At 61.1% G+C, this 12,129-nt stretch carries 11 protein-coding genes and 1 riboswitch; of the genes, 5 read left to right on the plus strand and 6 right to left on the minus strand.

Annotated features, from left to right (window positions below; translation table 11 throughout):
• Nucleotides 1-137 precede the first annotated feature (137 nt).
• Entirely contained in the window at nucleotides 138-1,232 is a 1,095-nt protein-coding gene (locus DFR38_RS00625; RefSeq protein WP_082693314.1) for a polyamine ABC transporter substrate-binding protein, read from the plus strand.
• A gap of 150 nt (nucleotides 1,233-1,382) precedes the next feature.
• The gene (locus DFR38_RS21165) at nucleotides 1,383-1,550 is read left to right on the plus strand and encodes a hypothetical protein (RefSeq protein ID WP_158527667.1); all 168 of its coding nucleotides are present in this window, start codon (nucleotides 1,383-1,385) and stop codon (nucleotides 1,548-1,550) included.
• Nucleotides 1,551-1,627: 77 nt separating this feature from the next.
• Here the strand turns inward: DFR38_RS21165 and DFR38_RS00630 are convergent, their stop codons facing one another.
• From DFR38_RS00630 to argE, 4 genes are all read right to left on the minus strand, one after another.
• A complete protein-coding gene (locus DFR38_RS00630; RefSeq protein WP_059285144.1) occupies nucleotides 1,628-2,017 on the minus strand; it encodes a phasin family protein in 390 nt (129 codons plus the stop codon).
• 201 nt (nucleotides 2,018-2,218) lie between these two features.
• Nucleotides 2,219-4,144, minus strand: a complete 1,926-nt coding sequence (locus DFR38_RS00635) for a B12-binding domain-containing radical SAM protein (RefSeq protein ID WP_059285165.1) — start codon at nucleotides 4,142-4,144, stop codon at nucleotides 2,219-2,221.
• A gap of 90 nt (nucleotides 4,145-4,234) precedes the next feature.
• Nucleotides 4,235-4,573, minus strand: coding sequence for a thioredoxin family protein (locus DFR38_RS00640; RefSeq protein ID WP_110312854.1), 339 nt, complete (start codon nucleotides 4,571-4,573; stop codon nucleotides 4,235-4,237).
• Between the two features lie 108 nt (nucleotides 4,574-4,681).
• The gene (gene argE, locus DFR38_RS00645) at nucleotides 4,682-5,836 is read right to left on the minus strand and encodes an acetylornithine deacetylase (RefSeq protein ID WP_059285145.1); all 1,155 of its coding nucleotides are present in this window, start codon (nucleotides 5,834-5,836) and stop codon (nucleotides 4,682-4,684) included.
• A gap of 145 nt (nucleotides 5,837-5,981) precedes the next feature.
• Between argE and DFR38_RS00650 the strand changes: the two genes are divergently transcribed.
• The 3 genes from DFR38_RS00650 (at nucleotide 5,982) to DFR38_RS00660 (ending at nucleotide 8,895) form a co-directional block, all read left to right on the plus strand.
• The gene (locus tag DFR38_RS00650) at nucleotides 5,982-6,884 is read left to right on the plus strand and encodes a LysR family transcriptional regulator (RefSeq protein WP_059285146.1); all 903 of its coding nucleotides are present in this window, start codon (nucleotides 5,982-5,984) and stop codon (nucleotides 6,882-6,884) included.
• A gap of 138 nt (nucleotides 6,885-7,022) precedes the next feature.
• Nucleotides 7,023-8,066: an ABC transporter substrate-binding protein gene (locus DFR38_RS00655; protein ID WP_059285147.1), complete on the plus strand. Its 1,044-nt coding sequence runs from the start codon at nucleotides 7,023-7,025 to the stop codon at nucleotides 8,064-8,066.
• A gap of 60 nt (nucleotides 8,067-8,126) precedes the next feature.
• Nucleotides 8,127-8,296, plus strand: a riboswitch (yybP-ykoY riboswitch).
• 11 nt (nucleotides 8,297-8,307) lie between these two features.
• The gene (locus DFR38_RS00660) at nucleotides 8,308-8,895 is read left to right on the plus strand and encodes a TMEM165/GDT1 family protein (protein ID WP_193394270.1); all 588 of its coding nucleotides are present in this window, start codon (nucleotides 8,308-8,310) and stop codon (nucleotides 8,893-8,895) included.
• 72 nt (nucleotides 8,896-8,967) lie between these two features.
• Here DFR38_RS00660 and fliD (DFR38_RS00665) read toward each other — a convergent pair whose 3' ends face one another.
• Both fliD (DFR38_RS00665) and fliD (DFR38_RS00670) read right to left on the minus strand, forming a co-directional pair.
• Nucleotides 8,968-10,335, minus strand: a complete 1,368-nt coding sequence (gene fliD / locus DFR38_RS00665) for a flagellar filament capping protein FliD (RefSeq protein WP_059285149.1) — start codon at nucleotides 10,333-10,335, stop codon at nucleotides 8,968-8,970.
• Nucleotides 10,336-10,558: 223 nt separating this feature from the next.
• A complete protein-coding gene (fliD, locus tag DFR38_RS00670) occupies nucleotides 10,559-11,992 on the minus strand; it encodes a flagellar filament capping protein FliD (protein ID WP_059285150.1) in 1,434 nt (477 codons plus the stop codon).
• Between the last annotated feature and the right edge of the window lie 137 nt (nucleotides 11,993-12,129).

Raw genomic sequence — 12,129 nt, forward strand, 5'->3', positions numbered from 1 at the left:
GCAGCTGCCGCCCTGCTGGTCCCTGACAAACGGCCGTCCAGAGCCGGCATGACTCATTCCCAGTTACGCCATTTACCCCGCAGTCCTGCCATGCGCCGGTCTGCGGATTTCGTCACAGGATTATCGGGAGTCCCATCATGAGCCGTAAACCCACCATGCGCCTGCTATTGTCCGGCGCGGCACTCTGTCTCGGCCTGACCGCACAGGCAGCCGAGCTGCATGTGTACAACTGGTCCGATTACATCGGTGAACAGACCATCAGCAGCTTCGAGAAACAGACCGGCATCAAGGTGAAATACGATGTCTACGACAGTGACGACACCTTGCAAGCCAAGCTGCTGACCGGCAAGGCGGGCTACGATATCGTGGTGCCCACCTCCAATTACATGGCCCGTCAGGCGGCAGCCGGCATCTATCTGCCGCTGAACAAGGCCGAGCTGCCCAATCTGGCCAATCTGGACCCGCAGCTGCTGAAGATGGTGGCCACGGCCGACCCGGGCAATAAATACGGCGTGCCCTATGCCTGGTTTACCGATGGCCTGGGCCTGAACCTGAACAAGGTCAAGGCGGCGCTGGGCAATGAAGTGGCGCTGGATAGCTGGGATGTGCTGTTCGAGCCAGCCAAGCTGAGCAAGCTGAAGGGCTGTGGCGTATCCATGCTGGATCAGGCCAGCGACGTGTTTGCCATCACCCTGCATTACCTGCACAAGGATCCCAACAGCAAGAACCCGGCCGATTATCAGGCGGCGTTTGAAACCCTGAAGAAGATCCGCCCCTATATCACCCAGTTCAACTCTTCCGGCTATATCAATGATCTGGCCAATGGCGATATCTGCTTTGCCGTGGGCTGGTCCGGCGACATCGGCATTGCCCGCCGTCGTGCGGCGGATGCCGGCAAGCACTACCAGATCAGCTATGTCATTCCCAAAAGCGGGGCACCGTTTTCCGTCGACATGATGGCCATTCCCAAGGATGCGCCCAATCCGGCCGCAGCCCATCAGTGGATCAACCACATCCTGCAGCCGGATGTGGCAGCCGGCATCACCAACAAGGTGTTCTACCCCACGCCCAATCTGCCGGCACGCAAGCTGGTGCAAGCGGCCATTGCCAGCGATGGCGGTATTTATCCGCCGCCGGCGGTGATGCAGACGCTGTTCCTGTTGCAGCCCTTGCCCAGCGATATCCTGCGCTTGCAGAACCGGCTGTGGACACAGCTCAAGACCGGGCGCTGAGCCAGCCACACAGGCGCTCGTGGGTGGCATGTGTCAGCGTGGGCGTTGAAACGGCCGCCTACTCAGGGTAGTCTCTGCCCCTTGCCGGCCATCGTGGCCGGGCGGCCCGTCCTGCCACGGTGGCGCGGACGGGTTTATCCGGGGAAGACAATGCGAGTACAGGCGAATCCGGCCGATATCGGTCGTTGTGGTTGTGGGCGACGTGATTATTGCGATGGCAGCCATGGTCTGAGTGAAGAACAATGGCAGGCCAGGCTGGCCGAAGAGCAAAAACAGGCCGAGCAGCTGGCGGAGCAGGCTGATTTCGGCGACGACTGAGCACACAGGCGGCCCATGTCGAAACAGCCCGCACATCCTGATGGATGTGCGGGCTGTTTGTTTGCGGATGGCAGGGTTTATTTTTTCTTGTCTGCCGTTTCCGTTGGCTGGAGATAGGCCGCCATGCCCTGCAAGGAGTGCTGCATGCTGCCCAGGTGCTCCAGCGCCAGGCCTTGCAGGTCTTCCTGGGCCTTGGTCAGGATGCCGCAGAACTCGCCGGAACATTCCATGGCCTGGTTGGCGTTTTCCTTGGCGATGCTGCTGATCTGGTTGAGTGCTTCTTGCGGGCTGCCGGCCTGGCTAAGGGCTTGCAGCGATTTGGCATAGTTGTCCAGCTGGCTGCGGCTGGTGCTGATCTGGAAATTCATCAATTGCTCGACATTGTTCATCGAAACCTGCAGGAACTTCAGGGTGATGTCGAGGCTGGGTTGCTGCGGGAAGCGGGCATTCTTCGGGCTGGATGACATGGGGGTTCTCCTGGGCTGGCGCAGCGCGTGGAAAATCAAGAAGATGATTTCCAGGTTCGGGCTGCATCGGTTTTGAGCGCCGCATCAGCTAATCGTTCAGTGTGCCGGGCGAGGTAAGCAGCTGCCGGGCTGGCCAAGCCCGGCAGATACTGGCCATGCCGGTGGACAACCCGGCCTTTGTAATGGTATCGATGCGGCTGCTCAAGCCAGCGCACGGGCGATGAACTGGCGCGGCACGCGGGTTTTCGGCACCCGGCCGGCAAACCAGCTGCGCACATCTTCCTCCAGACCGATGCCATGCATGTAGTTGTACAGCGCCTTGTTAAGCGCCTTGCCCATGGCGTCGTGGTCGGTGCCGGTGGGGTCGATGAAGCCGACATCGTTCTTGGCAAAGCTGACCGGCGGCAGCGGGCGCAGGCTGACGCCGTATTCCTCCGGGTTCTGGCCCACCGGCGAATGTACCGTACAGGCAAAGCGGTGGAAGAAACCGGACTGGATGCAGCCGGTATCAAACAGCTGGCGCACGTATTCCAGCGCATCCACCGTGTCCTGCACCGTCTGGGTGGGGAAGCCGTACATCAGGTAGGCATGCACCAGCACCCCGGCTTCGGTAAAACTTTGCGTGACCCGCGCCACCTGTTCCACCGACACGCCTTTTTTCATCAGCTTGAGCAGGCGGTCCGAGGCCACTTCCAGCCCGCCGGAAATGGCAATGCAGCCGCTTTCCGCCAGTAGCTGGCACAGCTCCGGGGTAAATGATTTCTCGAAACGGATATTGCCCCACCAGGAAATGGACACATTGCGCCGTAGCAGTTCTTCGGCCAGCGCGCGCAGCATCTTGGGCGGTGCGGCCTCGTCGACAAAGTGAAAACCGGTCTGGCCGGTTTCGGCAATGATGGCTTCGATACGGTCCACCAGCGTGCTGGCCGAGGCGGTTTCGTAGCGTGAGATGTAGTCCAGCGTCACGTCACAAAAACTGCACTTTTTCCAGTAACAGCCATGGGCCACCGTCAGCTTGTTCCAGCGCCCGTCGCTCCACAGCCGGTGCATGGGATTGAGCATGTCCAGCAGCGACAGGTAGCGGTCGATGGGCAGGCCATCCCAGGTGGGGGTGCCGACTTCCTCGAAGGGGATGTCGGCTTCCATCATGTTGATGTAGCGCACCGCGCCATTCTCGCGCACGAAGGTGCGCACCAGGCGCGAGGCCGAGCGCTTGCCTTGCAGGTGTTCCAGCAGCGCCAGTAGCGGCTTTTCGCCATCATCCAGGGTGATGAAGTCAAAGTAATCGAATACCCGTGGCTCTTTCAGTTCGCGCAGCTCGGTATTGACGAAACCGCCGCCCAGCACGGTGCGAATGGCCGGCCAGCGCGCCTTGATGGTCTGGGCGATGCGGAAGGCGGCATACACCGAACCGGGGAAGGGCACCGACAACAGCACGATGTCCGGCTGATGGCGGGCAATGGCTTCTTCCACCAGTTGTTGCAGGGTGTCGTCCACCAGCGTGGGTTTGCCGGCCAGTGCGCGGGCCAGCGGGTCGAAGGTGGGCTGGCTCATGGCCAGTGATTCGGCATAGCGCACGAATTCAAAACGCTCATCTACCGCTTCGCGCAGCACATCGGCGATGTCATTCAGGTAGAGCGTTGCCAGATGGCGGGCGCGGTCCTGCTGGCCCAGTGCGCCAAAGGCCCAGGCCAGCGGGTCGCCACCGTAAGGATCGTCCGGGTCGACATACACTTCCAGCGCGGCAAAGCGTTCGCCTTCCGGCAGAAAGTTGCGGCCGCAGATGCGATGGGCCACGGTGGAATCACGCCCTTGCAAAAAGGCGATCACCGGGCCGATGGTGGCCAGGTAACGCTCGAACTGGCCGACAAAGCCATGCAGCTGGGCGCTGCGCTTTTTCGGCGGAATGGCGTCAATCTGCTGCCGTACTGCCTGCAGGCCGGAAACCGAGAACAGCCGCAACACCAGTTGCAGTGCCAGATCTTCCTGAAAGGCGGTGATCTGGCGCGAGCGCAAAAAGCCGGTGATATAGGCGGTGGAGGGGTAGGGCGTATTCAGCTGCGTCATCGGCGGGATGAGCGACAGGATACGGGGGGAGCGTGGCGGCTCGGCGTGAGTGAACTGCATGACATCCATTTCCTGCGGCGGCGGACAGGCCGCTGCCGTGTACTGCCCGCCGTGCATTAAGCACGCGGGCCAAATCATCAATATAGTGCTTCAGCTATTTGCTGTGGCCTGATCGAGCAACTGGCGAATGGCGGCGGCATTATCCGGTCGCACCAGCCGGCCGGCCTCCTGCCCATCCCGCAGCAGGATGAGAGTGGGCCAGAGCTTGACGGCAAAGGTGCGGCCCAGCCGGCGGCCTTTGCCGTCTTCAATCTTGCGATGGGCGAGCTGCGGATGCGCCTGCATGGCAGCGGCCAGCAGCGGCTGGGCCGCCTGGCAGTGCGCACACCAGGGGGCGCCGAATTCCAGCAATAACCAGCCACGCTCACTGGCCAGCTGCTCGGCTGTCGCTTCCTGATCCTGCGGGGTGAATGTGCTGTTGAAGGCCATGGCCGGCTCCTGTCTGCAAAGGCAGCAGGAGCATACCATTCCTGAGGCGGATCGGCCCGGCTTCCTTGTGCGCGGCGCCGGGCCGGTTGCGGCGTTTGTGCGACAGCCTCAGCGTTGCAGCTGCGCCGTCAGCCGTGACAGAAAACTGTCGCAGGCGGCCAACTGGTCCAGCGCCAGCCATTCGTCCGGCTGGTGGGCCTGGGCAATGTCGCCGGGGCCGCACACTACAGTGGGAATGCCGCAGCGTTCGCTGAACAAGCCGGCCTCGGTGCCAAAGGCGATCTTGCGCGGCGGTGTGCTGTCTTGCAGCAAGCCTTGCACAAAGCGCACCACCGCGGCGTCCGGCGGCGTAAGCAGGCCGGGGTAGCTGGTTTTTTCCGTGAAGCTGAAGCCACAGGCGGGGTCCACTGCCTGCATTTCCGGCTGCAATACCTGGGTGGCGTGCTGACGGATGGCATCCAGCAGTGGCTGAGGGGCATCGGCTGGCAAATGGCGGATTTCAAAATCGAAATGACAGCTGGCCGGGATGATGTTGAGGGCAGTGCCGCCCTGCATGGTGCCAACATGCAGCGTGCTGTACGGCACCTCATACAAGGGGTCGAACGGCCCGTGCTGGCGACGCTGGCGGGCGAGGCTGCGGATGAAGCTGACCAGCTCGGCGGCATACTCCACTGCATTGACCCCGGCTGCTGGATTGCTGGAGTGGCCTTCATGGCCGTGGGCGGTGACCCGCCAGGCGGTCTTGCCCTTGTGCTCGGCCACCAGCTGCATGCGGGTGGGTTCGCCGATAATGCCCATGGCCGGCAATACCGGCAGGCCGCCCAGCACTTCCAGCAGGCGGCGCACACCGATGCAGCCGATTTCCTCGTCATAGGTGAAAGCCAGGTGCAGCGGGGTATGCAGCGGGCTGCGTGCCAGCTGCGGCACCTGCGCCAGCACGCTGGCAATAAAGCCCTTCATGTCGGCGGTGCCGCGGCCATAGGCCCGCTCATCGCGGATATCCAATGCAAACGGATTGCTGTGCCAGTGCTGGCCATCTACCGGCACCACATCGGTATGGCCGGCCAGCATCACGCCGGGACGGTCGGTGGGGCCGATGGTGGCGTACAGATTGGCCTTGCTGCCGTCTTCGTTTTCCACGATCCGGCTGTTTACGCCAAAACCGGCCAGGTAGTTTTTGACAAAACGGATCAGTTGCAGATTGCTCAGTCGGCTGGTGGTATCGAAACCGACCAGGGTTTGCAGCAGGGTGAGGGATTCCATTGAAGTTCTTTCCGTAGCGGCCGGGGTGATGCCGAATGGTGCCGGCTGTGCTGTGGCCGGGGCAGTCTGGTTGACAAGACGAGTGTAGGTGCTCACAGTTGATATCGAAAATATTATTATTTTTCCAATTGGATCGATAAATATTATGCAATACACCCTGCGGCAATTGGCTTATCTGGTGGCGGTGGCCGACCACGGCAGTGTGACAGCGGCTGCCAATGCCTTGTACACCTCGCAGCCCGGCATTTCCAGCGCCATTGCCCAGCTGGAGGCACAGTTCGGCCTGCAGTTCTTTATCCGCCACCATGCCAAGGGCGTGTCGCTGACGCCGGCCGGGCAGAGCTTTGTCGCGGCGGCGCGCAATCTGCTGGCGCATGCCGAGGACCTGAGCCAGCACGCCAGTGCGCTCAGTCAGTCCTTGCAGGGCAATCTGGAACTGGGGTGCTTCACCACCATCGCGCCGATTTTCCTGCCGCGCCTGCTGGCGGCCATGCGTGAAGATTATCCCGATATTTCGGTGCGGCTGCACGAAGGCGATACCGAGCAGCTGCAGCAAGCCCTGCTGAGCGGCCAGACCGAGCTGGCCTTGCTGTACGACCTGGATCTGGCGCCCAGCCTGTACCGGCAGACGCTGCAGACCGTGCTGCCCTATGTCTTGCTGCCGGTGGATCACCCGCTGGCGGGGCAGGCGGCGGTTTCGCTGCAGGATCTCGCCCCCTTGCCCATGGTGTTGCTGGACCTGCCGCATAGCCGCGAGTATTTCCTGTCGGTATTCCGGCTGCAGGGGCTGGAGGCGAGGGTGCGCCACAAGACTGTCAATTTCGAACTGGTACGTGGACTGGTGGCGGCTGGCAACGGCTATGCCTTGTTGAACCTGCGCCCGCGCACGCCACAGAGCTATGCCGGCGACCAGCTGGTGTGCCTGCCGATTGCCGAGGAGGTACCGGCCTTGAATATCGTGCTGGCCTGGCCGCAGGAGTTGCGCCTCACCCGGCGCGCCGAGGCCTTTGTCACCCTGTGCGAGCGCAATATCAGCCGCCTGGGCTGAGTCAGGCCGCACGACGCTCCCTGCATCGTAAAAATCGATGCAGTTCACACGGTAAAGCTATTTTACCTATTGCCGGACTTGTCCCTAGAGTAAGTCACGCAGCCGCCCACCTGGCTGCGCAACTTCCAGGGGATAGTCATGCCTTCATCCATGCGTTTTCCAAGTGTGTTGCTGTATGCCGGGCTGCTGTTTGCTCCGCTGTTGTCGGCGGCCGAGCTGACCGTGGTGTCGTTTGGCGGTGCCAACAAGGATGCCCAGCAAAAAGCCTATTACCAGCCCTTTGCCGCCAGCAGCGGCATCAAGGTGCTTAGTGGCGACTACAACGGTGAAATGGCGCGGGTGCGCGCCATGGTCGACAGCAAGCGGGTGAGCTGGGATGTGCTGGACGTGGAGTCGCCGGATCTGATGCGTGGTTGCGACGAAGGCATGTTCGAGAAGCTGGACTACCGCCGCATCATCAAGCCGGCCGAGCTGCTGCCTGGCGCTGCCCAACCCTGTGGCATGGCGGCCTATGCCTGGAGCACGGTGCTGGCCTACAACGCCGACAAGCTCAAGACAGCGCCGCGCTCCTGGGCCGATTTCTGGGATGTAAAGAAATATCCCGGCAAGCGCGCCCTGCGCAAAGGGGCCAAGTACACGCTGGAAATCGCCCTGATGGCGGACGGCGTAGCACCACATGATGTGTACAAGCTGCTCAATACCCCGGCCGGGCTGAATCGCGCTTTTGCCAAGCTGGACCAGCTCAAGCCCTATATCCAGTGGTGGGAGGCCGGCGCGCAGCCGGCGCAGTATCTGGTGGCGGGCGATGTGGTGATGAGCTCGGCCTATAACGGCCGCATCAGCGCGGCGCAGAAAGAGGGCGGCAAGCAGCTGCAAATGGTGTGGAACGGCAATATCTACGATTACGACTACTGGACCATTCCCAAGGGCAGTCCCAATCTGGAGGCCGCTTACAAGTTTCTGGCTTTCGTCAGCCAGCCTGCCGCCCAGGCCGAATATGTGAAGGGTATCAGCTATGGGGTCAGCCATCGCAAGGCTTCGGCGCTGATTGACAAGAGCGTGCTGGCCAACCTGCCCACCGCACCGCAAAACCTGAAGCAGGGCGTGGCCATTGACAGCAGTTTCTGGGTGGATCACGGCGAAAACCTGGAACAGCGCTTTAACGCCTGGGCCGCCCGCTGACGGGTCAGCCGCAAAAAAACGGAAACGGGACTTGCCAAATGGCATGGCTGCTTTACAATGCCACCCGTCATCAGGGAGTAGCCGCCCTCCGCATGTGAGAGGGACGTGTGTCAACAGACTTGCCGGTTCCGGCATGGCACACGTGGTCCGAGACTTGGCGAGACTTTTGACCGTAATGCTCCGCATGGCCGGGACGCATTGCGGTCACTCGTTTCCGCGTCCCGGCCATGGAGAACACTTGATGCAGTCCTTTCTGGTATCCACCGGCGTGGTAGCCCTGGCCGAAATCGGCGACAAAACCCAATTGCTGTCCCTGATTCTGGCGGCGCGTTATCGCAAGCCCTTGCCCATCATCCTGGGCATCCTGCTGGCCACTCTGGTCAATCATGCCGGTGCCGGCGGTATTGGCGCCTGGCTGTCCACGGCGCTCAGCCCCAACATCCTCAACTGGGCCGTGGTGGCGTCATTTGCGCTGATGGCCGGCTGGATTCTGATTCCCGACAAGCTGGACGAAGATGAAATCACCCTGCCCAAGCGGCAGATGGGGGTGTTTGCCACCACTGTATTCGCGTTTTTCCTGGCGGAGATGGGCGACAAGACGCAAGTGGTGACCATTGCGCTGGCGGCGCGCTTTCATGATTTCCTGCCGGTGGTGGCGGGCACCACGCTGGGCATGATGCTGGCCAACGTGCCGGTGATCTACCTGGGTAGCCGCTTTGCCGACCGCCTGCCCACCAAGGCGGTGCATATTGTGGCATCCATCATTTTTCTGGTGCTGGGCGGCCTGGCACTGGCCAATGCCATCAATGGCACACCACTGCTGGGTTGAGCTGCTTGCCTTCACCATGAAAAACGCCGCCACGGACTGCTCCGGGCGGCGTTTTTTTACTGTTGGGCAGGATCAGGCGAGCAGGCCTGCCAGATTGCTGGTGGATTGCTGCATTTGCGCCAGCGTGGCGTTCAGCGTGGTGTATTGCTGCAAATAGGAGGTGCGCAGGGCATCCAGATTGGTCTGGATTTCGGTCTGGTGATTGGTTTCGTCAGTCACGCTCTGGTTCAGGTCGTTCTGTTTGGTGGCCACGATGCCGGTAGGTCCCAGCAGATTGTTGATGGTGGTGTTGAAACGGTCGGCAAAGCCGGTGCTGCTGCTGTTGCCGAACAGATTGGCCACGGCGGTCGGATTGCTGGTCAGTGCCTTGTTGAAGGCGGTCTGGTCCAGTGCCAGCGTGCCATCCTTCTGCAGGGAAATGCCGACCTGCGACAGATAGGCATAGGATGTGGTGGCATCCACGCCCGGCACCTGGGTCTGCAATACCGAACTGAGCTGATCCTGGATGGACAGCAGTGAATCATCGCCCTTCATGTCGCCATTGAAGGCCGTGCTGGTGGTGTTGTACACCTTGTTGTATGCATCAACAAAGCCTTGCAGGGTGGAGGCAATGCCGGAAGTGTCCTGACTCATGCCAATGGAAACCTGGCCGATTTTTTCCAGATTGACGGTAGCGCCGGTGATCACTCCGGTCACGGTATTGCTGCTGGACGAGACATTGACGCCGTTGACCGTCATCAGGGCATCGCTGGCGGCAAAGGATTCGGTTGCCGCGGTGCTGCTTTGCTGCAGCCCGGCCAGGGTGTTGCCGCTGGTGTTGCCGCTGTCGCTGCCCCCTGCCGTGACGCTGAAGGCATTGGCCGAGCCGGAATTGGCCGAAGCGATCACCAGCGAGTAATTGCCGTTGTACTGCACGACCGAGGCATTGACCCCGGCATTGGCGGCGTTAATGGCATCGGAAATGTTTTGCAGGCTTTCACCGCCGCTGCCGCCATTGTTCAGGTTGACGGTGGTGGCGGTGCCGGCGACGCTGAAGGTCAGCGACGAGGGAACGCCGCTTAGCGCGGTGGTGGCGCTGGTGATCGGCTGGCCACTGCTGTTTTGGTCAAATACCAGCTGGCGCGATTGGGCCAGCTTGCTGACGTTCAGCTGGTAGGTGCCGGCAATGCCACCCGTGCTGGTGGCAACGCTGGCAATCGTACTGTCTGATGTGGTGGCTTTGTATGTCTGCAGGAAAGCGCCGGATGACAGGCTGCTGACCGAGGTTTGCAGGGCTGACAGCGCCGAGCTGATCTGGCCCATGTCGCTCAGCTCGGTCTTGTAGGTGGACACCTTGTTCTGGCTGTCGGTAAGCGGTTGCTGCTCCACGGTCATCAGCTGGCTGACAATGGTTTGCACGTCTAGCGGGCCGGCGGTGGTGGTGATGGATGCTGCGCTCATGCTGTTCTCCCTGCGGCCTGCAGCTGGATCAGGCCGGTCTTGATATGCTCTCCTGGCATTATCGGCTGGAACAGCCTGCTGCTTGATGGTCAGACAGGGTTAAACAATGTTGCCGAATGTTAAGGCTGTCACAAAGCGTCACGATTGCCCTGCCCGGAGCCGTCAGGCAAATTCCTGTTGCCCCGGTGTGCCTGGCCGTAGCAGCGCTATGGGCTTGTCCGTACTAATTGCCGGAAGACTTCAGCAGCCCGGACAGATTGCTGGTCGACTGCTGCATCTTGGACAGCGTGGCATTCAGCGTGGTGTATTGCTGCAGATAACTGGCCTGCTTGTCGCTCATCTTGGTTTGCAGCTGCGACTGGTGGTTGGTTTCGTCGCTCACATTCTGGTTCAGGTCATTTTGTTTGGTCACGATGATTCCCGCTGGCCCCAGCAAATTGTTGATGGTGGTGTTGAAGCGGTCGGCAAAGCCGCTATTGCTGCTGTTGCCGAACAGATTGGCCACGGCGGCGGGCTGGCTGCTCAGGGCCTTGTTGAAGGCTGTCTGGTCCAGCGACAGGCTGCCGTCTTTCTGGATGGCGATGCCCACCTGCGACAGATAGGCATAGGAAGCAAGCGGGTCGGCACCGCTGACCGGAGTTTGCAGTACCGCGCTGAGCTGGTTGCGGATGGTGTTGAGTGAGCCATCCCCCTTCATAGTGCCGGCAGAGGCGCTATTGATGGCGCCCTGAACCTTGTTGTAGGCATCGACAAAACCCTGCAGCTTGCCGGCAATGCTGCTGCTGTCCATTGCCAGACTGATGGTGGCCTGGCCGGCTTTTTGCAGGTTGACGCTGGCACCGCTGATCGCATCGCCGACGGTGTTGCTGCTGGAGGAAACATACACGCCGTTGACGGTAAGGGAGGCATCGCTGGCATCGTTGGATTCGCTGATGGCGGTATCGCTTTGTTGCAGGCCCGCCAGGGTATTGGCGCTGCTGCTCTCCAGGCTGCTGTCGCTGCCGCCGGCAGTGATGCTAAAGGCATTGTCCGAACCGGACTGTGCCGAGGCAAGCACCAGCGAATAACTCCCCTTGTATTGCACGATGGACGCATTGACACCGGCATTGGCGCTGTTGATCTTGTCGGCGATGTCTTGCAGGCTGACGGCGGCTGGCGTGGTCGACGGACTGGCCGCGCCATCGGTAGCGCTGCCGTTGCTGCTGGCGGTATCGCGCAGCGCTATGGTGGTGCTGTTGCCGCCCACGGCAAGAGTGAGCGTGTCCGGCACATCAGGCAGCGTACTGCTGGCACTGGTGATGGCCTGGCCGTCGGCTGTGGTGTCGAATACCAACTGGCGCGGTTTGGCCAGCTCTTGCACATCCAGCAGGTAGTTGCCGGGGGCACCGCTGCCATTGCCATCCACCGTGGCAACGGTGGCATCCGAGGTGCTGGTCTTGATGGTGTGCAGGAAGCTGGCGGAGGAGAGGCCGCTGACGGCGCTTTGCAGACCGGACAGGGCCGAGCTGACCTGGCCGATGTCGCTGAGCTTGCTGTTGAAGCTGCTCAGCTTGCTCTGGCTGGTGGTCAGCGGCTGTTTTTCCACCGTCATCAACTGACTGACAATATTCTGTACGTCGAGCGGACCTGCCGAGGTGGTGATGGATGCGCTGCTCATCTTGTCTTTGCTTGCCTTGTGGGTGCCGGAATGGCCGGCTCATGACGGTTGTCATGATTATCCCCGACAGCGACTTGGGCGGGATGGGCAGGACAGGTCAAAAAATGTTTGCTTTTGCAAACAAGGTAAAGAGGGGT

It is taken from the genome of Aquitalea magnusonii (assembly GCF_003202035.1).
GTDB lineage: Bacteria > Pseudomonadota > Gammaproteobacteria > Burkholderiales > Chromobacteriaceae > Aquitalea > Aquitalea magnusonii.

Coding starts and splice junctions, on each gene's coding strand:
- DFR38_RS00635 (WP_059285165.1), bottom strand. CDS start 4,144: ATGCAGTTCACTCACGCCGAGCCGCCACGCTCCCCCCGTATCCTGTCG.
- argE (WP_059285145.1), bottom strand. CDS start 5,836: ATGGAATCCCTCACCCTGCTGCAAACCCTGGTCGGTTTCGATACCACC.
- DFR38_RS21165 (WP_158527667.1), top strand. CDS start 1,383: ATGCGAGTACAGGCGAATCCGGCCGATATCGGTCGTTGTGGTTGTGGG.
- DFR38_RS00625 (WP_082693314.1), top strand. CDS start 138: ATGAGCCGTAAACCCACCATGCGCCTGCTATTGTCCGGCGCGGCACTC.
- fliD (WP_059285150.1), bottom strand. CDS start 11,992: ATGAGCAGCGCATCCATCACCACCTCGGCAGGTCCGCTCGACGTACAG.
- DFR38_RS00630 (WP_059285144.1), bottom strand. CDS start 2,017: ATGTCATCCAGCCCGAAGAATGCCCGCTTCCCGCAGCAACCCAGCCTC.
- DFR38_RS00660 (WP_193394270.1), top strand. CDS start 8,308: ATGCAGTCCTTTCTGGTATCCACCGGCGTGGTAGCCCTGGCCGAAATC.
- DFR38_RS00650 (WP_059285146.1), top strand. CDS start 5,982: ATGCAATACACCCTGCGGCAATTGGCTTATCTGGTGGCGGTGGCCGAC.
- DFR38_RS00640 (WP_110312854.1), bottom strand. CDS start 4,573: ATGGCCTTCAACAGCACATTCACCCCGCAGGATCAGGAAGCGACAGCC.
- DFR38_RS00655 (WP_059285147.1), top strand. CDS start 7,023: ATGCCTTCATCCATGCGTTTTCCAAGTGTGTTGCTGTATGCCGGGCTG.
- fliD (WP_059285149.1), bottom strand. CDS start 10,335: ATGAGCGCAGCATCCATCACCACCACCGCCGGCCCGCTAGACGTGCAA.